Source organism: Micromonospora sp. NPDC005298, from assembly GCF_040607375.1.
Lineage (GTDB): Bacteria > Actinomycetota > Actinomycetes > Mycobacteriales > Micromonosporaceae > Micromonospora.
In genome coordinates, this window is the sequence record NZ_JBEXGP010000042.1 from 1 (window position 1) to 19407 (window position 19407).

Annotated in this window: 22 protein-coding genes and 2 tRNA genes; 14 read left to right on the forward strand and 10 right to left on the reverse strand. The window is 69.8% G+C overall.

The features are described 5' to 3' along the window. The first annotated feature begins 201 nt into the window (after positions 1-201). Positions 202-1401, forward strand: a complete 1200-nt coding sequence (locus tag ABZS77_RS29685) for a DUF1015 family protein (RefSeq protein ID WP_354829600.1) — start codon at positions 202-204, stop codon at positions 1399-1401. Between the two features lie 88 nt (positions 1402-1489). Next, positions 1490-1957 (forward strand): ribose-5-phosphate isomerase, encoded by a 468-nt coding sequence (locus ABZS77_RS29690; protein ID WP_354829601.1) that lies wholly within the window; start codon positions 1490-1492, stop codon positions 1955-1957. Between the two features lie 14 nt (positions 1958-1971). Here ABZS77_RS29690 and ABZS77_RS29695 read toward each other — a convergent pair whose 3' ends face one another. Then, positions 1972-2316, reverse strand: coding sequence for a hypothetical protein (locus tag ABZS77_RS29695; RefSeq protein ID WP_354829603.1), 345 nt, complete (start codon positions 2314-2316; stop codon positions 1972-1974). A gap of 113 nt (positions 2317-2429) precedes the next feature. On the opposite strand from ABZS77_RS29695, the gene ABZS77_RS29700 reads away from it, so the two are divergent. Next, positions 2430-2975 (forward strand): hypothetical protein, encoded by a 546-nt coding sequence (locus ABZS77_RS29700; RefSeq protein WP_354829605.1) that lies wholly within the window; start codon positions 2430-2432, stop codon positions 2973-2975. Between the two features lie 145 nt (positions 2976-3120). Here the strand turns inward: ABZS77_RS29700 and ABZS77_RS29705 are convergent, their stop codons facing one another. The 3 genes from ABZS77_RS29705 to ABZS77_RS29715 form a co-directional block, all read right to left on the reverse strand. Further along, positions 3121-3387, reverse strand: coding sequence for a hypothetical protein (locus tag ABZS77_RS29705; protein ID WP_354829607.1), 267 nt, complete (start codon positions 3385-3387; stop codon positions 3121-3123). A gap of 86 nt (positions 3388-3473) precedes the next feature. Continuing rightward, complete coding sequence (locus tag ABZS77_RS29710; protein WP_354829609.1) at positions 3474-5621, reverse strand: M14 family zinc carboxypeptidase; 2148 nt, start codon at positions 5619-5621, stop codon at positions 3474-3476. A gap of 120 nt (positions 5622-5741) precedes the next feature. Next, on the reverse strand, positions 5742-5924 hold the full coding sequence (locus ABZS77_RS29715) for a hypothetical protein (RefSeq protein WP_354829611.1): 183 nt from the start codon (positions 5922-5924) through the stop codon (positions 5742-5744). Positions 5925-6278: 354 nt separating this feature from the next. On the opposite strand from ABZS77_RS29715, the gene ABZS77_RS29720 reads away from it, so the two are divergent. Further along, positions 6279-7118: an alpha/beta hydrolase gene (locus ABZS77_RS29720; RefSeq protein ID WP_354829613.1), complete on the forward strand. Its 840-nt coding sequence runs from the start codon at positions 6279-6281 to the stop codon at positions 7116-7118. A 596-nt stretch (positions 7119-7714) separates the two neighbouring features. Here ABZS77_RS29720 and ABZS77_RS29725 read toward each other — a convergent pair. Continuing rightward, positions 7715-8353, reverse strand: coding sequence for a nucleoside monophosphate kinase (locus ABZS77_RS29725; RefSeq protein WP_354829615.1), 639 nt, complete (start codon positions 8351-8353; stop codon positions 7715-7717). Positions 8354-8646: 293 nt separating this feature from the next. Here ABZS77_RS29725 and ABZS77_RS29730 point away from each other — a divergent pair, with 293 nt between their 5' ends. Both ABZS77_RS29730 and ABZS77_RS29735 read left to right on the forward strand, forming a co-directional pair. Continuing rightward, a complete protein-coding gene (locus tag ABZS77_RS29730; RefSeq protein ID WP_354829616.1) occupies positions 8647-9552 on the forward strand; it encodes a DUF2716 domain-containing protein in 906 nt (301 codons plus the stop codon). A gap of 150 nt (positions 9553-9702) precedes the next feature. Then, a complete protein-coding gene (locus tag ABZS77_RS29735; RefSeq protein ID WP_354829618.1) occupies positions 9703-10089 on the forward strand; it encodes a hypothetical protein in 387 nt (128 codons plus the stop codon). A gap of 24 nt (positions 10090-10113) precedes the next feature. On the opposite strand, the gene ABZS77_RS29740 is transcribed toward ABZS77_RS29735, so the two are convergent. Continuing rightward, the gene (locus ABZS77_RS29740) at positions 10114-10638 is read right to left on the reverse strand and encodes a nucleoside deaminase (RefSeq protein WP_354829619.1); all 525 of its coding nucleotides are present in this window, start codon (positions 10636-10638) and stop codon (positions 10114-10116) included. Between ABZS77_RS29740 and ABZS77_RS29745 the strand changes: the two genes are divergently transcribed. Next, positions 10630-10836 (forward strand): hypothetical protein, encoded by a 207-nt coding sequence (locus ABZS77_RS29745; protein WP_354829631.1) that lies wholly within the window; start codon positions 10630-10632, stop codon positions 10834-10836. The genes ABZS77_RS29740 and ABZS77_RS29745 overlap by 9 nt on opposite strands. A 26-nt stretch (positions 10837-10862) precedes the next feature. Here the strand turns inward: ABZS77_RS29745 and ABZS77_RS29750 are convergent, their stop codons facing one another. Further along, a complete protein-coding gene (locus tag ABZS77_RS29750; RefSeq protein WP_354829621.1) occupies positions 10863-11195 on the reverse strand; it encodes a hypothetical protein in 333 nt (110 codons plus the stop codon). Positions 11196-11330: 135 nt separating this feature from the next. Beyond that, positions 11331-11404 (reverse strand) — tRNA-Gly (locus tag ABZS77_RS29755). Positions 11405-11712: 308 nt separating this feature from the next. On the opposite strand from ABZS77_RS29755, the gene ABZS77_RS29760 reads away from it, so the two are divergent. From ABZS77_RS29760 to clpX, 5 genes are all read left to right on the forward strand, one after another. Then, a tRNA-Pro gene (locus tag ABZS77_RS29760) sits at positions 11713-11786 on the forward strand. Positions 11787-11903: 117 nt separating this feature from the next. Further along, on the forward strand, positions 11904-13250 hold the full coding sequence (gene tig / locus ABZS77_RS29765) for a trigger factor (RefSeq protein ID WP_354829623.1): 1347 nt from the start codon (positions 11904-11906) through the stop codon (positions 13248-13250). A 194-nt stretch (positions 13251-13444) separates the two neighbouring features. Further along, positions 13445-14086: an ATP-dependent Clp protease proteolytic subunit gene (locus ABZS77_RS29770; protein WP_007464111.1), complete on the forward strand. Its 642-nt coding sequence runs from the start codon at positions 13445-13447 to the stop codon at positions 14084-14086. Positions 14087-14096: 10 nt separating this feature from the next. Next, the gene (locus tag ABZS77_RS29775; protein WP_121652300.1) at positions 14097-14759 is read left to right on the forward strand and encodes an ATP-dependent Clp protease proteolytic subunit; all 663 of its coding nucleotides are present in this window, start codon (positions 14097-14099) and stop codon (positions 14757-14759) included. Positions 14760-14970: 211 nt separating this feature from the next. Further along, complete coding sequence (gene clpX, locus ABZS77_RS29780; RefSeq protein WP_139588132.1) at positions 14971-16266, forward strand: ATP-dependent Clp protease ATP-binding subunit ClpX; 1296 nt, start codon at positions 14971-14973, stop codon at positions 16264-16266. Positions 16267-16291: 25 nt separating this feature from the next. On the opposite strand, the gene ABZS77_RS29785 is transcribed toward clpX, so the two are convergent. Then, a complete protein-coding gene (locus ABZS77_RS29785) occupies positions 16292-16918 on the reverse strand; it encodes an XRE family transcriptional regulator (RefSeq protein WP_354829625.1) in 627 nt (208 codons plus the stop codon). 41 nt (positions 16919-16959) lie between these two features. Here ABZS77_RS29785 and ABZS77_RS29790 point away from each other — a divergent pair, with 41 nt between their 5' ends. Further along, a complete protein-coding gene (locus ABZS77_RS29790) occupies positions 16960-17793 on the forward strand; it encodes an EamA family transporter (RefSeq protein WP_354829627.1) in 834 nt (277 codons plus the stop codon). 38 nt (positions 17794-17831) lie between these two features. Next, on the forward strand, positions 17832-18629 hold the full coding sequence (locus ABZS77_RS29795; protein ID WP_354829628.1) for a carbon-nitrogen hydrolase family protein: 798 nt from the start codon (positions 17832-17834) through the stop codon (positions 18627-18629). Between the two features lie 3 nt (positions 18630-18632). Here ABZS77_RS29795 and ABZS77_RS29800 read toward each other — a convergent pair whose 3' ends face one another. Then, positions 18633-18857: a hypothetical protein gene (locus tag ABZS77_RS29800; protein WP_354829629.1), complete on the reverse strand. Its 225-nt coding sequence runs from the start codon at positions 18855-18857 to the stop codon at positions 18633-18635. Positions 18858-19407: the final 550 nt, after the last annotated feature.

The window sequence follows — 19407 nt, forward strand, 5'->3', positions numbered from 1 at the left end:
CCCCCGAACGGCCGTACCCGCCCCGTCTGCACCACTGAGGTGGGGCGAGCCGTGGGGGGGGGGGCGGGGGCCGGCCGGCACCGCCGGGGCGCCCCGGGTCGCGCCGGCTGACCACGGCGCCGCCGGCGCGGAGCTTTCATCTGGTGGACGCCGCGCGGGTCCCCGTCGTCGCCGCCGGGGTCGCCGGTAGCGTCAGCGGGCATGACGGTCGTGCACCCGATCACCCGGGCCTGGATCACCACTGGCGGCACCGGCGCGCAGAACTACGACGAGTTCGCCGACGACGCGGAGATCACCGCGATCATCGAGGCGAATCCGCACAGTGCCCTCGGCATCGAGATGCCGCACCGGGCGCCGGAGAGCGCGGGGAAGTCCTTCCTCGACGCCCTGCCGGACGCGGTGGCCCGCCTCACCGAAGCGAAGGCGGACGGCAGCTACACCCCTTCCGAAGAGGTGGTGGTGCTCTACCGGATCAGCGCGCCGGGCGAGCCCCCGGCGTACGGGCTGTTCGCGATGGTGGACACCGACCAGATCTCCACCCGGGCCGACGAGCCGGGCCTGGTCATCCGCAACGAGGACGTGTTCATCGCCAAGGTGCGGGAGCGGGTGGCGCTCGCCGAGGCGCTCGGTCACCTGCTCTCACCCGTACTCCTGCTCCAGACCGGGTGCGGTGACGAGCTGCACGCCGCGCTCGCGGCGGCGACCGACGCGGGCGGGGCGCCCGCCGCGGCGGACACCGACCAGGCGGGGCGCACGCACGCCATCTGGCTGCTCGGCCCCGGCCCGGAGCAGGACGCGCTGACCGCCCTGGCGGGTGGCGGTGAGCTGGTCGTCGCCGACGGCAACCATCGCAGCCTGGCCGCCCAGACCGGCGGGCTGGCGCGCTTCCTGGCGGTGGTGACCACCCCGGCGTCGGTCGCCATCCAGCCGTACAACCGGCTGGTCAGCGAGCTGACCACCACGCGGGGTGAGCTGTTGGACCGGTTGCGGGCGGCGGGCGCGCAGGTCGAGCCGATCGACGGCCCGGTCGAGGTCCCGACCGCCGGTGGCGTCGTCCACCTCCGGATGGCCGACCAGGGGTACGCGGTGCGCCTGCCCGCCGGTGCCGCCGGCCGCCTGGAGAACCTGGACCACGCCCTGGTCGAGCGGCTGCTGCTGCGCGACGCGCTGGGCCTGGACCCGGGCGACAAGCGGATCACCTACGTGGGCGGGGACTACCCGGCGAGCTGGCTCACCGGTGAGGTCGACGCCGGCCGTGCCGAGCTGGCCATCCTGATCGCGCCGGTGACCGTCGACGACTTCGTCGCGGTGAACCTGGCCCGGGAGAAGATGCCCCGCAAGAGCACCTGGTTCACCCCGAAGGCGCGCGGCGGCCTGGTGGTCGCCGAGCTGCCCCGCTGAACGCCCGCCCACCCGGCCGTGTGACGAACCCGGCTCTCCGACGCCGCCCCCGCGACGTCGGAGAGCGCGGCCTGAGAGACTGCCCGGTATGCGCGTCTACCTGGGATCCGACCACGCCGGTTTCGAGTTGAAGGTGCACCTGGCCAACCACCTGGCCAAGCAGGGGTACGACGTCGTCGACGTCGGCCCGCACAGCTTCGACCCGGACGACGACTATCCGGCGTTCTGCCTGCACACCGGTGACCGGGTGGTGGCCGACGGGACGGGGCTGGGTGTCGTCATCGGCGGCTCCGGCAACGGTGAGCAGATCGCCGCGAACAAGGTCGCCGGGGTTCGTGCCGCGCTGGCCTGGAGCGTCGAGACCGCTCAGTTGGCGAGGCAGCACAACGACGCGAACGTGGTCGCGGTCGGCGCCCGTCAGCACACCCTGGACGAGGCCACCGGCATCGTCGAGGCGTTCCTGAACACGCCGTTCTCCGGCAACGAGCGGCACGCCCGCCGGATCACCCAGGTGGCCGAGTACGAGCGGACCCGGGAGCTGCCCGACCTGCCCTGATCCCGGCCGGCTGGTCAGCGCGGTGAGCGGGGGAGGTCCTCGCGGGGCACCCAGTTGCGCCGGACGACCACCACCCGGGCCTCCGCCTCGGCCAGGTCGTCGTCGGTGGGGCGGGCCGCGTCGCGGGCCCGCAGCGCGGCGCTCAACCCCACCTGTGACGAGCCGGAACCGACCAGGCCGCGCAGCCCGCGTTCGCCGTCGCGGTCGTCGCCGCCGTGACCTCGGCGGCGCGGCGGCGGTGGCTCGTCGCCGTCGTGCACTCCGGCGGTGCTGGCGGTCGAGCCGTCGGCGGTCCGTGTGCCCGGGTCGGGGTCGGAGTGGTGGCGCAGTCGTCGCCGTCGCCGGTCCGGGTCACCCATCAGCCGACCGTACCCTGCCCGGTCCCGGTCGGACGGGGGCGGCGGGAGGGTTTGCCGGATGGCTACCCTCGGATTCAGGCGGTGGTGGTGCCGTCGGTCAGGGGGAGGACGAGATGGCAGACCAGACGCAGCCGTGGGCGGAGCGGACCGTGGAGGTGCCACCGCAGGCCGGCGTCGGGGTGCCGTCGCAGCGCGACGGTTTCCGGCGGGGGGTGGCCCCGGTCGGTCAGCGGCGCACACCGCGCACCGAACCGTTCCCGGTGGTCGAGCAGGAGCCGACCGGCACCGGGTGGCCGGGTGAGCCGGCGCCGCGCCGGCCGTTGAGCTGGCACCTGGCGCAGCTGCGTCGGGGCGGTGAGTGGAGTACGGCGGCCGGCCTGTTCGCCTTCGTGTGCTGGGGGATCTGGGCGCTGTCCGGCGGGGGTGACCTGTCCGGGCCGCTGCTGGTGCTCGTGTTGAGCATGCTGGTGGCGGTCGGCCTGTTCGCGCTGTCACGGCTGGTCGGCAGGGTGGTGCTGGAGCGGCAGTTGGGGCGGGTGCGGCGCAGTGCGCGGGGCGCCCACCTGGCGACGGCGGTCTTCCTGGTCGGTCTCGGGGTGGCCTGGTTGCAGCAGACCGAGTGGGTCGTCTCGGCCTGGAACTGGATCTCCTCGAACTGACCGTGGACGCGCGCACGGGCGGGTCGGCTCGAGGCCGCCCGCCCGTGCACCCGGTCGTCTCCCCACCAGGCAGGGGCGCTGCTTACCCGGCCGGCCACGGTTCATCCGTGGCCGGCCGGTTCGTGTGCGTACGGGCACCCGGGCGTCAGTGGGTGCCGCCGTGCCCCTCGGAGTCCGCCTTCGGCGAGGCGACCCGGGCGGCCGGGTCCTCGACGCCGGGCTCGCCGCCGTCCGGGGCGACCATCCCGTCGTAGTTGTAGAGCGGGCTGCCGTCGTCGTGCTGCTTGGTGGTCTTGATGTAGCGGTGCATCATGCCGTCGATCTCCACCTCGACCAGGGCGTCACCCCCGACGTCGTGGGTGCTGCCGTCGCGGGGTCCGCCGATGAGGTGTGCCGTTGTCGTCGTGTCCATGCAGAACCCGTACCCGAGGGCCCCCGACCGGAAACGGGCGAAATGTCGGCGCCCGTTCCCGGTCGAGCAGTGTGCCGCGGCCGGGGTCAGCCGGTGGCCGACTCGGCCGCCGCGTAGTCGCGGGCCACCCGGACCAGCTCGACGAGCCCGCCCGCGTACTCCTGCGACTCGGCGTGCGCCTCGTCGAACGGCGGCTGGAAGCCGACACCCTCCCACTCGCCGGTGGCCGCGTTCCAGCGGTCGTTGCCCACCTCGAAGTCCCAGGCGAAGATGCCCAGCTCGTAGTAGAGCTGGTCGGCGGAGTTGCCGGCGGCGGAGTAGAGCACGTCGGCCACCGGCCCGGTCTGCGACGGCCAGGTGACGGTGTCCCGCTCCTGCGCGATGGCGCCGACGATCCGCCGGGCGCTGTTCAGGAACAGCGTCGACTCGTCGATCGACGGCCGGGGCAGGGTGACCCGCCCGTCGGCCCGGTACGCCCCCGGCGGCCACATGAAGTACCCGCCGTAGGAGTGCACGTTCATCGCGAACTTGATGTTCGGGTGGCCCTTGGCGAGCGCGACCACGTTGCGGCTCTCCGCCTCGGACAGCTCGGAGGTGCCCGCGTACGTGCCGGACAGGCAGTTGGCGCTGGCACCCACGTACCCGTCGAAGTAGGACCCGACTGTGTAGTTGCGGTTGACGTCGACGCCCCACGAGTTGCGGTTCTTCGGGTCGCGGGCCGCCCCGGCGCAGTGGTTGACCAGGTTCTTGCGCTGCATGTTGAAGTCGTTGAACGAGTAGTTCGCCCCGTCCGGGTTGACCGTCGGGATGACGAACACGTCCACCTGCTCCAACAACTCGCGGGTGGCCGGGTCGGTACGGGAGTTGGCCAGCATCCGCTCGGCGAACTCCAACGTCACAAGCGGCGTGGCCCACTCGCGGGCGTGTTCCTGGGAGTACGCGAGCACCCCGACCCGGGAGCCGTCACGGTGTACGCCGAGGCGCAGCGCCTGCACCGTCCACGGCTTCGCCGGCACCTCCGTGCCCTGGAGGCCGTCGTCCAGTCGGGCGGGACCGGCGACCGGCATCGGCAGGCCGGTCGAGCCGTCCTCGACGGTGGCCCGGAACCGGTTCGGTTGCCGGGCGTTGATCGCCGCCGCCACCTCGTCGGTGGTGCTCACCGTCTTGCCGGCGGTGTCGGTGGCAAGCGAGACGGTGAGGACGCGGTCCCGGTACTTGACGGTCAGCGGCCGGTTGCGCCGGCCCGGGTCGACGGTCCGCACCTGCACGCCGTTCATGCCCTGGTCGCCGAAGCGCACCGACTCGACCACAACGGCGGCGACCGCCGGGTCGCCCAGGTACGCCACGGCGTTGCGCCGGTACCCCTGGGTCTTGTTCGGCAGGTCGATCACGTCCACCAGGTCCCGGTACTGGCGGGCCAGCCGCTTGATCCGCGCCTGCACGTCCACCGGCGTCAGGTACGCGTCGATGAAGTCCCGCTGGTAGCCGGCCGGCAGCGGAGGCGGGGTGGCGTTCGGCCAGAGCGACGGTGTGACCGTCCGGCTGGTCCCGCCCAGGCTCGACGTGGCGGTGAGCTGGACCGGCCGGTTCGGCACCGGCTGGGGGAGGTTGTAGTGGTACTGGTACTCACCGGAGTCCTCGAACCGGTACAGCGGGAAGGACCCGGTGGCCCCGTCGGCGGTCCGCCAGCTGACGGTGATCTCGACGTCCGGGTCGTCGGTGGCGGTGGTCGCGACCTGTGCCTGCAGGAACGTCTGCCCGGAGGCGGTCCACCAGTACGCCTGCTGCACCTGGAGCGTGTCCACCGCCGCAGCGGTGGTCGTCCGCTGGTCGGCGGCCGGTGCCCGCAGCCCGGCCCTGGTGCGGGTCTGCGCGGCGCGGACGCTGTCGGCGAAGTGCCGGCTGCCGTCCCCGGCGCGCTGCACGATCTGCACCGCCGTGGCGCCCTGCGCGGTCAGGTCGGCGAGTTGGGCGCCGGTCAGCACCAGGTCGGCGAGGATCCGGCTGTCCCGTGTCCGGGGCCGGTTGGCGAGGTCGGCGCCGGTGGCGACGAGCCGGTCGAGCTGGGCCTGGTCGCGCAGTTGCACCCGGACCAGGGCGGTCTCGGTGGCGGTCAGGGTGATCGGGCTGGCCGGGGCGGCGGGTGCCGCCGATCCGGAGCCGGGATGGGACAGCACCGCGCTGATCAGGATCGCTGTGGTAGCGGCAGCTGTCCACCGTCGTCGGACGATCATGTGCCCTCCTGTGACGGACGTCGATGTGGCTTGGTCCTTACACCAGTCCATTGATCGGTATCTGTCAAGGAGTGTCGTTGGCGCGCGCTGGGCCGCCCTCCCGCAGTGGCGCGCGGCGGTCTACTCCACGTACGCCAGTTGGACGAGGGTGGTACGACGGCCGCGCCGCACCAGCCGTCCCCGCCCGGGCGGCTGGACGGAGAGGTGTGCCTGGGGCCAGAGCTGGCCCTCCTGCCGCTCGCCGGAGAGCAGCAGGCCGGCGCAGCCGACCTCCTTCATCCGCTGCGGCACCGGCTCGTGCACGGCCCGCCCTGCGCCTCCGCTGCGCCGCGCGAGCACCAGGTGGAAGCCGAGGTCCTTCGACTGCGGCAGGAACTCCAGGAACGCACCCGTACGTCCACGTGGGACGGTTCGTGCTGCCGGTCGTCGACAAGCACCACCACCGCCATGCCCAGGTCTTCGGGGCGATACCGTCAGTTGGAAAGAGGCAACCCCGGTCGCGTACGTTCAACGCGACGCATACCACCGGCGGGACACGTAGCTTGTGCGCAGTGCCCGCGCCTGCCGGGCCACTACGCCGCCCTGGAGGTTCATGATGCGTCCGACGGTCCACTCGTTCCGCACGTTCGGCGGCGTCATCGCGACGGCGGAGGCGTGATGACGACGGTCGAGGTAGACGGCGTCACGCTCGGGGTCGAGCACTTCGGCGACACGGCGGCGCCGCTCGTTCTGCTCGCGGGCGGCACGACCATGCTCTCCTGGCCCGACGCACTCTGCGAGGCGCTCGCGCGCGGCGGGCGCCACGTTGTGCGGTACGACCTGCGCGATTCCGGCGCGTCGACCACCGTCGATCCCGAGGCTCCGGCGTATACACTGCGCGATCTTGCAGCCGACGCCGCTGCGCTCGCCCGCGAACTCGACGACCGGCCGGCGCAACTGGCAGGCATCGGCGTTGGCGGGATGGTCGCCCAGGTCGCCGCGCTCGACCACCCGGACGCGTTCTCGGCGCTCACCCTCGCCGGAACGAGGCCCGTCGCTCCAGGCCCGGTCGACGACGACCTGCCTGACCATGACGCGGCGACGATGAAACGGCTGTTCTCGCGTTCGATGCCCGATTGGTCCGACCGCGCCGCAGTGGCCGAGTATGCCGCCGAAGGCGCAGAGATCCTCGGTGACGACCCCGTCGCCGCGCGCGCGACGGCCGAGCGCAGATGGGACCGCACGCCGGGCACGGAGCCCGCGGTGCAGATGGCCAACCACCTGGGCATGGTGTTCGCCAAGCTCGACTGCAAGCCGCGCTGGCGCGAGCGTCTGTCCGAGCTCGCGATCCCGTCGCTGGTGGTTCACGGTCGCCGCGACCCGTTCTTCCCTGTCGGCAACGGCGAAGCGCTCGGGCGCGAGATCCCCGGTGCGCGGCTGCTCGTGCTCGAACGGGCCTCGACGGCGATCCCCGATGCGGCCGCCGGTGAGGTCGCGGCGGCGATGCTCGCGCTCTAGCAGCGGAAACGCTTCTCGGTATCTCTCACCAGTCCCTCGCCGTCCGTGGACCTCTTGCGGACCTGGCCTCGCTGGCGGATCTCCTCGTCCGGCGAGATTGGTGGCCCTTGTGGTGCCCGGCGAGGTGATCCGCCCGGCCGATCTCTGAGGAGGACCCGGGTTCGGGGCGGAGCCCGCAGGCATGAGTCTTCACGGACGGTCCGCAATGCGCCTACCGGATCTTCCAACCCCGTCGCAGCAGCTCATTGCGGACCTTCTTCCCGCGCAACGCCCAGAAGATCACCGCGTCCCCGTGATCGCTCGTCGCGAATCGGACGCCGTCGGCCAGCACAGGTATCCCGCGTAGGCGTGAGCTATGGCCCACGGATGGCCCACAGGATCAGAGCGGGGGAGTGGCCGACCGGCCCAGGATCGAGGAATGCAACCTCTGAGCTGGGCCGGAGGCCGTTGGAGCGGGCGACGGGAATCGAACCCGCACCGTCAGTTTGGAAGATCGTTTTCGGCTGCCCCGGTCTGTCCGTTGTGCCTGGTCAGCGGCGCGGCAGCGATCGCCCCGTCCTCGACGGCGGCCGACTGCCCTCGCGATCGTTACGGCCCTACACTGTGTCGAGCTTGTCGCTCAGTTCGTCAGCGATCTCGGGCGCTGACCGGCTCGCATCGATGCTGACCAGGCGTCCATGAGCGCGGCAGTAGACGACGACAGAATCAGCGGACTCGTGGTATCTGCTCAGCTGTTGATTCACGACATCCGGCGCATCGTCGTCACGACGGAACAGCTTCCCTCCGCACAAGTTGCAGGCGCCGCCTGCTGCTGATGCCTCTTCAGCCCGGAAGCTCTTGCCGCACTGGGAGCAGGAGCGGCGCCCGCTGAGACGCCGGATCGCCTCGGCGTCGGTCAGGACCAGTTCGACCATACGAATCTGCGGGAAGTCCAGCAAGGGCACCATCGGCCGGGTATGCCCCTCGGCTGCGTACACGAAGCCGTTCGTCGCGTCGGCCTCCTCGACGCGGCCCCGTACGAGCGCCGAGATGAGTTCAGTCGGCAGCGGCTCCTCGTTGTCGAAAAGCCGGCGTACCTTGCTGCCGAAGTCAGAGCCCGCGCGAACAGCCGACTGCACAGCGTCCCGGATAGTGATCATGGGCAACCCGAGTCGGTCTGCGACGTGCGCCGCTACCTCGACGGTTTCCGCCCCGGGCGGCCCGAACAAAGCCAACCTCACAACCCGCATCCCCATCGCGGAAGCATGCCATGCGGCTGGACGCCGTCTTCCGCCCTCGCCTTTGCACCTCGGCCCCGGCCCACCGCGCCGGCCGATGCCGGCCGGAGGCCGCCAGCAGGCCGAGCGCAGGTGGGCCTGCGCCGCGCTTGCGCGGCGCCTTGATCTGATAGAGCGCAATTCGGCAGTGTGGTGCTTCGGTACTTTGTCCTCCGTCGGTTGATGTGCGGCAGTCGTCCGCCAACTGATCTGCGACACCTCCGCGCGCTGACCGCGGCAAATGAGTGCGCTGTGAAGTGCCGTGATGCTGCATGATCAGCCGTGTGGACTTGGAAGCGCAGGTGGATCTGGCTGGCCTCACGCCGGTCGAACGGGAATTGCTCCGGCTCGGCGTCATGCAGTGGGCACGTTCGGAAGGCAACAGGGAGGTGGTCGCCCGCTTGCTCGATTATGACGATCGCCGCGGACTACGATCGGACGTGGAGAGGCTAGCTAGTCTCATTGCCGCGGCGAGCCCGATGTCGCGTCGTGATTGCCGGCGCCTGCTGCTGGCCACCGAGTTGGCTTTCGCCAGTGAAAGCTTGGGTTGGTCGCGTGACTGGGCGGCCGACACCGGTTTTACGGACCGTGACACCATCACCGTGCTGCGCGGCATCCAGGAGAAGCTGGCCGGCATCGTCCACGGTACCGACGACCGCATCACCTGGTCCGGTCAACTGGTCCAGCCAGCGTGGGAGCCGATTTCTATGGACTCCGACGACACGTACTGGACGCCGTTCTCCGAGCGATTCGACTTCCGGCCCGGCATGCAGTCATGGCCGGCGATCACTGAGCCCGTACCGTCGGTCACCATCGACCTCGGCCCCATCTTTTCCAGCAGCCAGCCACAGTTCGCTGCCGGGGCGGACGCCGTCAACGGCCTCGCCCTGCTCGCGCTCGTTCGCGCGCTGGACCACGACACGAGCGTCGTTGTGCTCGACTGGCAGCACCAGACGTACCGGTTCTGGCCCCACCGGTTCGCCTGCCAGCCGGATCCGCAGTGGCCGACGACGGTTTTCCCGAACGGGGATTACTACATCTTCCTCACCGAAGACATGAGCACTGGCACCTTCGGACATCCTTGGGAACAGACACTCTGTGTCTTTGGCGAGCCGCTGGTGTCCACCCTGGTGCCAATGCTCACAGCCTGGCTTCCCGTCAAGCGGAGCAATCGATAAATCGAAGGGTCACCCCTGCCAGTACCTCGGTTGGGACCGTGACTGCGCCGGTCGGTCGCCTGTCATCGGCCTTCGCAGTAGCTGCTTGACCGAGGTCCGCTCCTCACCTCAACCTTGGTGATCCGCCCGGCCGGACGGAAGACTTCAGGCGTGCCGTCCAGCGTTCCCCGAACCGTCAAGGCGATCGACACTGCGTCACTCATCCGGCTGGACGCTGAGGCGATTGAGTACGGCTTCAACCGCAATCACGGTCTCGGCTGGCTCGCAGAGCACGCCGACCCTCAAGCCCTGCACTATCTACGCCCCTTCATGGTGCACCGAGCCGGCCGGCGGCCAGAGTTCTCCCCGCACTGGCGGTGCATGCTGCTGTTGACGATGCGCGACGCCCAAGAGGTCTTCTCGTTGCTGGACGTCTGGCCCGCCTCCTTTGATCAACTGCCCGAGACCCTGGACCGGGCGACCAAGCAGGCGGTCGCCCATCGACTCGACTACGGGAAGCTACCGACCCAGGCGCAATGGGCAGGCCTTAATACGTGAGCGTCCGCAGGAGACGGAACGCGGTCAGAACTTGGGCACAACCGGCTCAGGTAGCTTGCCTGCCCATGCCCTCAGGACCTCGATAGCCTGCGCACGAAGAGTGCCCTCCGCAAGGTCCTCGCGGAGCGACCGGCGGTCGATCGGCTGGGCGATCTCTCGGTAGAACTGCAGGTCTTCGAAGCCGTAGGTGGCTACGTCATGGCTGCTGGCCCCGAAGATCAGACGTGGGATGCGTGCCCAGTAGCAGGCCATGAGGCACATGGGGCAGGGCTCGCTACTCGCGTACATGACGCCGTCTTCGAACAGGTGCCGCTCGAGGTTGCTCCCGGCGTGTCGCAGGGCCATGACTTCGGCATGGGCAGTCGGGTCCCGCAACTCGACAACGCTGCTGGTGCCCTCACCGACAATCTCGCTGCCGATCACGACGATGGCACCGAACGGTGTAAGGGTGCGCTGCTGCGATCCGGCAACTTCGGCCGTGCGGTCAAGTGGACGCGGACGGTCGCAGCGCTCGGCCTGCCCGGCTTCCACTTCCATGACCTGCGGCACACGGGGAACACCCTCGCGGCAGCCTCTGGCGCGAGCACGCGTGAGCTGATGCAGCGAATGGGGCACGCGAGCATGCGTGCGGCGCTGATCTACCAGCACGCGACCAGCGAGCGGGACCGCGAGATCGCCTCGGCCATGGACCGGCGGATCGCCAAGCGGGCCCGTCACATCAACAACCCTCAGGCAGGTCAGGCATGAGTCTTCACGGCCGGGCCGCAATGCGTCTACTGGATCTTCCAGCCCCGTCGCAGCAGCTCATCGCGGACCTTCTTCCCGCGCAACGCCCAGAAGATCACCGCGTCCTCGTGATCGCTCGTCACGAATCGGACGCCGTCGGCCAGCACAGGTATCCCGCGAAAGTGCGTGATGGAAACCAGGTTGGCTCGCGTTACCTTGAATTTCCCGAACAGCGAGGTGATCAGGACGCGTTCCGCGTCGACGCGGAGCCGGGCGAATGGCCAAGTCGCGTTCTTGTGGCTCGCGAAGCCCTGACTCCATGCCGTCACTCCCGGGTCGATGTAGGCCACGCCACCACGGCTACTGAACTCGTCTGCCACAGCCGCGATGATCGCCTAGCCAGGCAACTGTAGGCGTGAGCTATGGCCCACGGATGGCCCACAAGATCAGAGCGGGGGAGTGGCCGACCGGCCCAGGATCGGGGGATGCAGCCTCTGACCTGGGCCGGAGGCTGTTGGAGCGGGCGACGGGAATCGAACCCGCACCGTCAGTTTGGAAGACTGAAGCTCTGCCATTGAGCTACGCCCGCGCTCGGCCCCGCCGAAACGGGACGCGCCGACAGCGTACCCAATGCTCGTGCCGGACGCGCAGCCGCGCCACCCCCGCAGCGCCGCGCCCGCCCCCGGCCCCGGCCAAGATCCGCACAACTTCCGGGATCTAGTGGTCTCCGGGCGGCGCGAGGCCACACCTTCCCGGAAGTTGTGCGGATCTTGCGGTCCAGGCAGTCGGAGCCGGCGGGAGCGGGCGGGCGTGGTGCGGGTTTTCCGGGATTATGTCCGGGTGGGAACGCCCCGGCACCGCCCGGGGCGCGCGGACGGCATAGACTGCACGTCGCCACGGGGTGTGGCGCAGCTTGGTAGCGCACTCGCTTTGGGAGCGAGGGGCCGTGGGTTCAAATCCCGCCACCCCGACTGTTGTCCGCGTCCGGTCGCCCCGGGCGCTAGCAGCCGGCCGCGCCGGCTCGCCTACACTCGATGGGCCAATCGAAGGCCCAGAATCACAACCCAGATCCGTCAAGGAGTACGCCTGTGAAGAGCACCGTCGAGACTCTGAGCCCGACGCGCGTGCGGCTCGCCATCGAGGTGCCGTTCGTCGAGCTCGAGCCGAGCCTCAAGAAGGCGTACCGGGAGATCGGTTCGCAGGTCCAGGTTCCCGGCTTCCGTCGGGGCAAGGTGCCGACCGCGGTGATCGACCAGCGGGTGGGCCGGGGCACCGTCCTCAACGAGGCGGTCCAGGACGCCATCCCGGAGAACATCATGGCCGCGGTACGCGAGCACGACCTGAAGACGCTCGGGCGTCCGGAGGTCGAGATCACCGAGTTCAACGACGGTGACTCGCTGAACTTCACCGCCGAGGTCGACGTCCGCCCGGAGATCACGCTGCCCGACGCGAGCACCATCGAGGTGACCGTCGACGAGCTGCAGATCGACGAGAGTGAGATCGACGAGCAGGTGAAGAACCTGCGGGAGCGGTTCGCCACCCTCAAGACGGTCGAGCGGGCCGCCGCCGAGGGCGACTACGTGCAGATCGACCTGAACGCCACGGTCGACGGCGAGGACGTGCCGGGCGGCCAGGCCAGCAACATCTCCCACGAGGTGGGCAGCAAGCAGCTCCTGCCGGGCCTGGACGAGGCCGTGGTGGGTCTCGCCGCCGGTGAGAGCACCACCTTCACCACCCAGCTGGTCGGCGGCGACTTCGCCGGTCGGGACGCCGATGTGGCGGTGACCGTGCGCACGGTCAAGGAGAAGGAGCTGCCGGAGCTGAACGACGAGTTCGCGCAGATGGCCAGCGAGTTCGACACGATCGAGGAGCTGCGCGGCGACCTGCGGGCGCGGGTCACCCAGGGCAAGCAGGTCGAGCAGATCTACGCCGCCCGGGACAAGGCCCTGGCCCAGCTCGTCGAGGCCGCCGAGGTGCCGGCGCCGGAGGGTGTCGTCCGCGAGGAGGTCGCCAGCCGCAAGCAGGCGATGGTCGACCAGCTCGAGCGGATCGGCGCCTCCCTGGAGGAGTACCTGGCCGCCGAGGAGAAGACCGAGGAGCAGATCGACACGGAGCTGACCGAGGCGGCCACCGAGGGCGTCAAGGTGCAGCTCCTGCTGGACACGCTCGCCGACGCGGAGGACGTGCAGGTCTCCGACGACGAGTTCGGGCACGAGATCGTGCACCGGGCGCAGCGTGCCGGCATGGCTCCGCAGCAGTACTACGACCAGCTGGTGCGCTCCGGCGCGGCCGCCGCGGTCTTCGGTGACGTGCGGCGGGGCAAGGCGCTCGCGGCCGTCATGGAGCGGATCACGATCAAGGACTCGGCCGGCAACGAGGTCACCCTGGACGCGCTGCGCGCCGCCAACGAGGCGGAGCACAACCACGAGCACTGATCGTCGGGTGCGGCCGCCGTCCGCCGCTGCGCGGTGGGCGGCGGCCGAATCCGTTCCGGGGTACGCCCGGACGCCCGCGCCGCGGGTGCGCCTGACACAGCTGCGCTGAGAGCGAACAGTGCCCCGACCGGGACTCTGCCGCCCCGCACAGCGGTTAGTGTCGGGAAAGACGGTACGGAGAGCGAAGGGCTGCCATGACCGACATGCACATCCCCAAGAAGTCGCTCCGGGCGATTGACGCGCGCGGTGGCGACTCCATTGGCAACCTCGACGACTCGGTCTACAACCGGTTGCTCAAGGAACGCATCATCTTCCTGGGCAGTGAGGTGACCGACCAGGTCGCCAACCGCATCTGCGCGCAGCTGCTGCTGCTCGCCGCGGAGGACCCGGACCGCGACATCAACCTGTGGATCAACTCGCCGGGTGGCTCGGTCTACTCCGGCATGGCGATCTACGACACCATGCAGTTCATCGACAACGACGTGTCGACCGTGGCGATGGGCATGGCGGCCTCGATGGGTCAGCTGCTGCTCTGCGCCGGCACCAAGGGCAAGCGGTACGCGCTGCCGCACGCCCGGATCATGATGCACCAGCCGTCCGGCGGTCTGGGCGGTACGGCGTCCGACATCGCCATCCAGGCGGAGCAGATGCTCTACACGAAGCGGATGTTCCAGGAGCGGGTCGCGCACCACACCGGCCAGAGCCAGTCGCAGATCGAGGCGGACTCGGACCGGGACCGTTGGTTCACCGCCCAGGAGGCCATGGACTACGGCTTCATCGACAAGGTGATCATCGGGGCCGCTCAGGTTCCGGATGGCGCCGGGACCCTGAGCTGAGGAGCTGACGATGACCGATCTGAGCTTGCCGCCCCAGTTCGCGGCCGTGCACAACCGCTACGTTCTGCCGTCGTTCGTCGAGCGCACGTCGTACGGGGTCAAGGAGTCGAACCCGTACAACAAGCTCTTCGAGGACCGGATCATCTTCCTCGGTGTGCAGGTGGACGACGCGTCGGCGAACGACGTGATGGCCCAGCTGCTCACGCTCGAGGGCACCGACCCGGACCGCGACATCATCATGTACATCAACTCGCCCGGTGGCTCGTTCACGGCCATGACGGCGATCTACGACACCATGCAGTACGTCCGTCCGGACATCTCGACGGTCTGCCTGGGGCAGGCCGCCAGCGCGGCGGCGGTGCTGCTGTCGGCGGGTACGCCGGGTAAGCGGATGGCCCTTCCGAACTCGCGGATCATCATCCACCAGCCGGCCACCGAGGGCGGCTACGGGCAGGGCTCGGACATCGAGATCCAGGCCCGGGAGATCCTGCGGATGCGGACGCAGCTGGAGGACATGCTGTCCCGCCACTGCAACCGCCCGATCGAGCAGGTCCGCAAGGACATCGACCGTGACAAGATCATGACGGCCGAGGAGTCCAAGGAGTACGGGCTGGTGGACACGATCCTCACCAGTCGCAAGAAGGGTCTGCTGGCTGCCAACGCGGCCAGCTGAGCCAGTACCGGGTCAGGGGTTGGCCGGGGCGTTGGTTCCCGGCCGACCTCTGACACACCCGTTTTGGGGGTCGGAGAATGTCCCGCCAGCGGGTAACGTCGGGTCCGTACCGCTTCGCCGGTTGGGCCGGCGTGGCGAACCAAGCCGGGCGGCGCGCAGCGTCCGCAGGTCAGGGCCGGGTCTCCGGCCGATGAGTGCAGGGAGAACGTAGGTGGCACGGATCGGTGACGGCGGCGACCTACTGAAATGCTCCTTCTGCGGCAAGTCGCAGAAGCAGGTGAAGAAGCTCATCGCGGGCCCTGGGGTCTACATCTGCGACGAGTGCATCGATCTCTGTAACGAGATCATCGAAGAGGAGTTGGCCGAGTCCGGCGAGGTGAAGTGGGAAGAGCTTCCCAAGCCGATGGAGATCTGCCAGTTCCTCGACAACTACGTCGTCGGGCAGGACCAGGCCAAGAAGGCGCTCGCGGTGGCGGTCTACAACCACTACAAGCGCATCCAGGCCGAGGCGGCCGGCGCGCCGGGCTCCGGCAGTGACGCCGTCGAGCTGGCGAAGTCCAACATCCTGCTGCTCGGGCCGACGGGGTGCGGCAAGACCCACCTCGCGCAGACGCTCGCCCGGATGTTGAACGTCCCGTTCGCCATCGCGGACGCCACGGCGCTGACCGAGGCGGGCTACGTCGGCGAGGATGTGGAGAACATCCTGCTCAAGCTGATCCAGGCCGCGGACTACGACATCAAGCGCGCCGAGACCGGCATCATCTACATCGACGAGGTCGACAAGATCGCCCGTAAGTCGGAGAATCCGTCGATCACGCGGGACGTCTCCGGCGAGGGTGTGCAGCAGGCGCTGCTCAAGATGCTTGAAGGCACGGTGGCGAACGTGCCGCCGCAGGGCGGTCGTAAGCACCCGCACCAGGAGTTCATCCAGATCGACACCACGAACGTGCTGTTCATCTGTGGTGGTGCGTTCGCCGGGCTGGATCAGATCATCGAGTCCCGCACCGGTCAGGGCGGCACCGGTTTCGGTGCCCGGCTCCGGTCGGTGTCCGACCGGTCGACCGATGACATCTTCAGCCAGGTCATGCCGGAGGACATGCTCAAGTTCGGGCTGATCCCCGAGTTCGTCGGCCGGCTCCCGGTGATCACCAACGTGCGCAGCCTGGACCGCAGCGCCCTGGTACGCATCCTCACCGAGCCGCGCAACGCCCTGGTCCGGCAGTACCAGCGGCTCTTCGAGCTGGACGGCGTCGAGCTGGAGTTCGACGAGCCGGCGTTGGAGGCGATCGCCGACCAGGCGATGCTGCGGGGCACGGGTGCCCGTGGTCTGCGGGCGATCATCGAGGAGGTTCTGCTCTCCGCGATGTTCGAGGTCCCGAGCAACCCCGACGCCGCCCGGGTGCTGATCACCCGCGAGGTGGTCCTGGAGAACGTCAACCCGACGATCGTTCCGCGTGAGTTCACCGGGCGTCGTGCCCGGCGGGACCGCGAGGAGAAGTCGGCCTGATCCTCCCCGTGTCACGCCGGTCGCCTCACTCCTGACGCGGCCGGCGTGATCGCGTTCGGCGGTCCCACTCGCCCGACGGGGTCACCGCCACCATCATCAGGCGGGCCGGCTCGTCGGTGTCGTTGCGGTAGCCGTGCTCGCGGTCGGCGTGGAACTCGATGGTTTCGCCGGCGCGGACGGGGTGGTCCTGTCCGTCGACCCGGACGACCACGGCGCCGTCCAGCACGTGCAGCACCTCCCGGGTGCCGCGCGGGTGGTCGAGGGATCGATGTGCCTCTCCGGGGGCCATCCGCCAGTCCCAGAGTTCGACGAGGTCCGGCTCGCCCAGCCCGCTCAGCAGGTGGCCGGTGCCGCCGTGTTCGCCCTGCCAGAGCAGGGGCGCCTCGGCGGCGGTGGTGATCTTCACGGTGCGTTCGTCGGCCGGTTCGAGCAGGTGGGCGATGTTGACGCCGAACGCGTCGGCGACCCGGCAGAGCGTGCCGACGCTCGGGTTGGTGCGGGCACCCTCGATCTGCACGAGCATTCCCTTGCTCACCCCGGACCGGCCGGCCAGTTCCTCGAAGGACCAGCCTCGGGCGGCCCGTAGGTCGCGTACCTGTCGGGCGACCGCGGAGGTCACCGCGCCCACCCGGTCGCCCCCGGCGTCGGTCATTAAACTATCCCTCACGGTCACTATTATGGTACGACAGGCAGATGCTACCCATTGTCCTCGCCGCAGTCGCCGCGATCGCGTTCGGTGCCGCCGACTTCTCCGGCGGAAAGGCGTCCCGCCGCGCCGACCCGATCGCCGTGACCGTGGTCTCCCAGCTGCTGAGCGTCCCGCTGCTGGTCGTCCTGGTGCTGCTGGTACCCGGCACCCCGACGGCCGGGGACATCGCCTGGGGGCTCGTCGCGGGAGTGGCCGGCGCGGCCGGGGTCGTGCTCCTCTACCGGGCGCTCGCCGGCGGGATGATGGCGGTCGTCGCGCCGATCACCGCGATCACCGCCGCCGTGGTGCCGATCGTCGCCGGCCTGTTCACGGCGACCTTCCCGGGCGCCCCGGCGCTCACCGGCGCGGGGCTCGCCGTGTTGGCGATCGCCCTGGTGAGTCTGGGGGAGGGCGGCAGTCGGCGGGCCGTCCCCACTCGGTTGGTCGGGCTCGCCCTCGCAGCCGGGGCGCTCTTCGGCATCTTCTTCACACTCCTCGGCCAGGCCGACGAGAGCGCCGGCATGTGGCCGGTGGCGGCGTTGCGGGTCAGTTCGATCGCGTTCGGGCTCGCGCTGGCCGCCGGGACGGGTGTGCGGCTGCGGCTCGGGCGGCGGGTGCTGGTCTGGGCGGCCGTCGCGGGCCTGCTCGACAGTGCCGCCAACGCGCTGTTCCTGGCGGCGGCCGGTCGTGGTCACCTGAGCATCATCGCGGCGATCGCCGCGCTCTACCCGGCCAGCACGGTGCTGCTCGCACTCGCCGTCGACCGGGAACGACTCCGTCCGCTCCAGGTGGCCGGCCTCGGTTTCGCCGCCGGAGCCCTGGTGCTGGCGAGCATCTGAGTCTGTCGGCGCCGGCGGGGTGGTCGTACCCTCGACTCATGCGCGTCGCCGTCTGCCAGCTGAACGCCCGGGACGACCGCAAGGCCAACCTGGCCGCCGCGGAGGTCCTGCTGGAACGCGCCGCCGCCGGCGGCGCGGACCTCGCGGTCCTTCCGGAGTACGTCGACTATCTCGGCCCTGCCGACGGGCTGCCCGACCCGGAGCCGGTCGACGGGGAGGTGGGCAGCTTCTTCGCCGCGGCGGCCCGGCGGCTCGGCATGTGGCTGGTGGCGGGCTCGTTCCACGAGGCCGGTCCGGACCCGGAGCGCACCTGGAACACGTCGCTTGTCTTCGACCGGTCCGGCAGCCTGGCCGCGAGCTACCGCAAGATCCACCTGTACGACGTGGAGATCCCGGGTCGGGTCTCCTACCGGGAGTCGGAGACCGTGGCACCCGGTGCGCAACCGGTGGTGGTCGACGTCGAGGGTCTGCGCGTGGGCCTGTCGATCTGTTACGACCTGCGCTTTCCGGAGCTGTACCGGGCACTGGCCACCGACGGCGGCGCCCAGCTGCTGGTGGTCCCGGCGGCGTTCATGATGCACACCGGCCGGGACCACTGGGAGGTCCTGCTGCGGGCCCGGGCGATCGAGAACCAGTGTTTCGTGGCGGCGGCCGGCCAGACCGGGGACCATGAGCCGGGCCGCACCTGTTTCGGCCGCAGCATGGTGGTCGACCCCTGGGGGACCGTGCTCACCCAACTGCCGGACGGTCCGGGGGTGGCGATGGCCGACCTTGATCTCGACCGGCTCGCGGTCATCCGCAGCGAACTGCCCAGCCTGGCCAACCGCAGGCTCTGAGCTTCAGCCCTCCAGCAGTACGCCGATCACCGCGAGCCCGGCGATGGCCGCGGCGGTGACCAGCAGCGCGGTGGTCATCCGCGACCGACCCCGTCGGGCCAGCCGTCCCACCGAGAGCACCAGGACGACGAGCACGACCGCGCCGATCACCACCTGCCAGAACGGCAGGAGGAGACCGAGCAGCGCCTCCTCGGCGACCACCGTGGTGCGAAGCCCGGAGTCATCCATGCCTGACACTCTGGCACGCCCGACCGCCCGGCGTCGTCGGGTGGGCCGACGAGTCCTACCGGCGGAGCGTCCCAACCAGTGATGAACCCTGATTTGCCTTCTCCGGGCCGTCCGCGTAACTTTCTCTCTGCACGGGGGAGGCCGGACAAACCGGCTGAGAACGGGCGCCAGGCTCGTGGCGGGAACGCCGAGCGAGACTGAGGATCGGGCGGTGCGGAACACCCCGGACACGGGGTTGCGAACGCGAAGCCGACCGGGTAGAGTTCTGAAGCCGGCAGGAGCCGGGCGGAGAGCCGCGAAGCGGCGATCGGCCGGTCTGCGGCTTCCCACGACAGTAGCGACCGCCGGGTACGGCGTGCGTCATCGTGGGTCCGGACGAACCAGATTGCTCACCTCGGGCACGAGGTTGACAATGAAAGTTCGACCAAGTAGGTTTGAGCGGTTGCCCCGAAACGGGTTCCACTGAGTGTGGTTCTTGGTTTGGTGTGTGGTTGTTCTTTGAGAACTCAACAGGGTGCTTGTAAAGCCAGTGCCAATTATGATTTATACC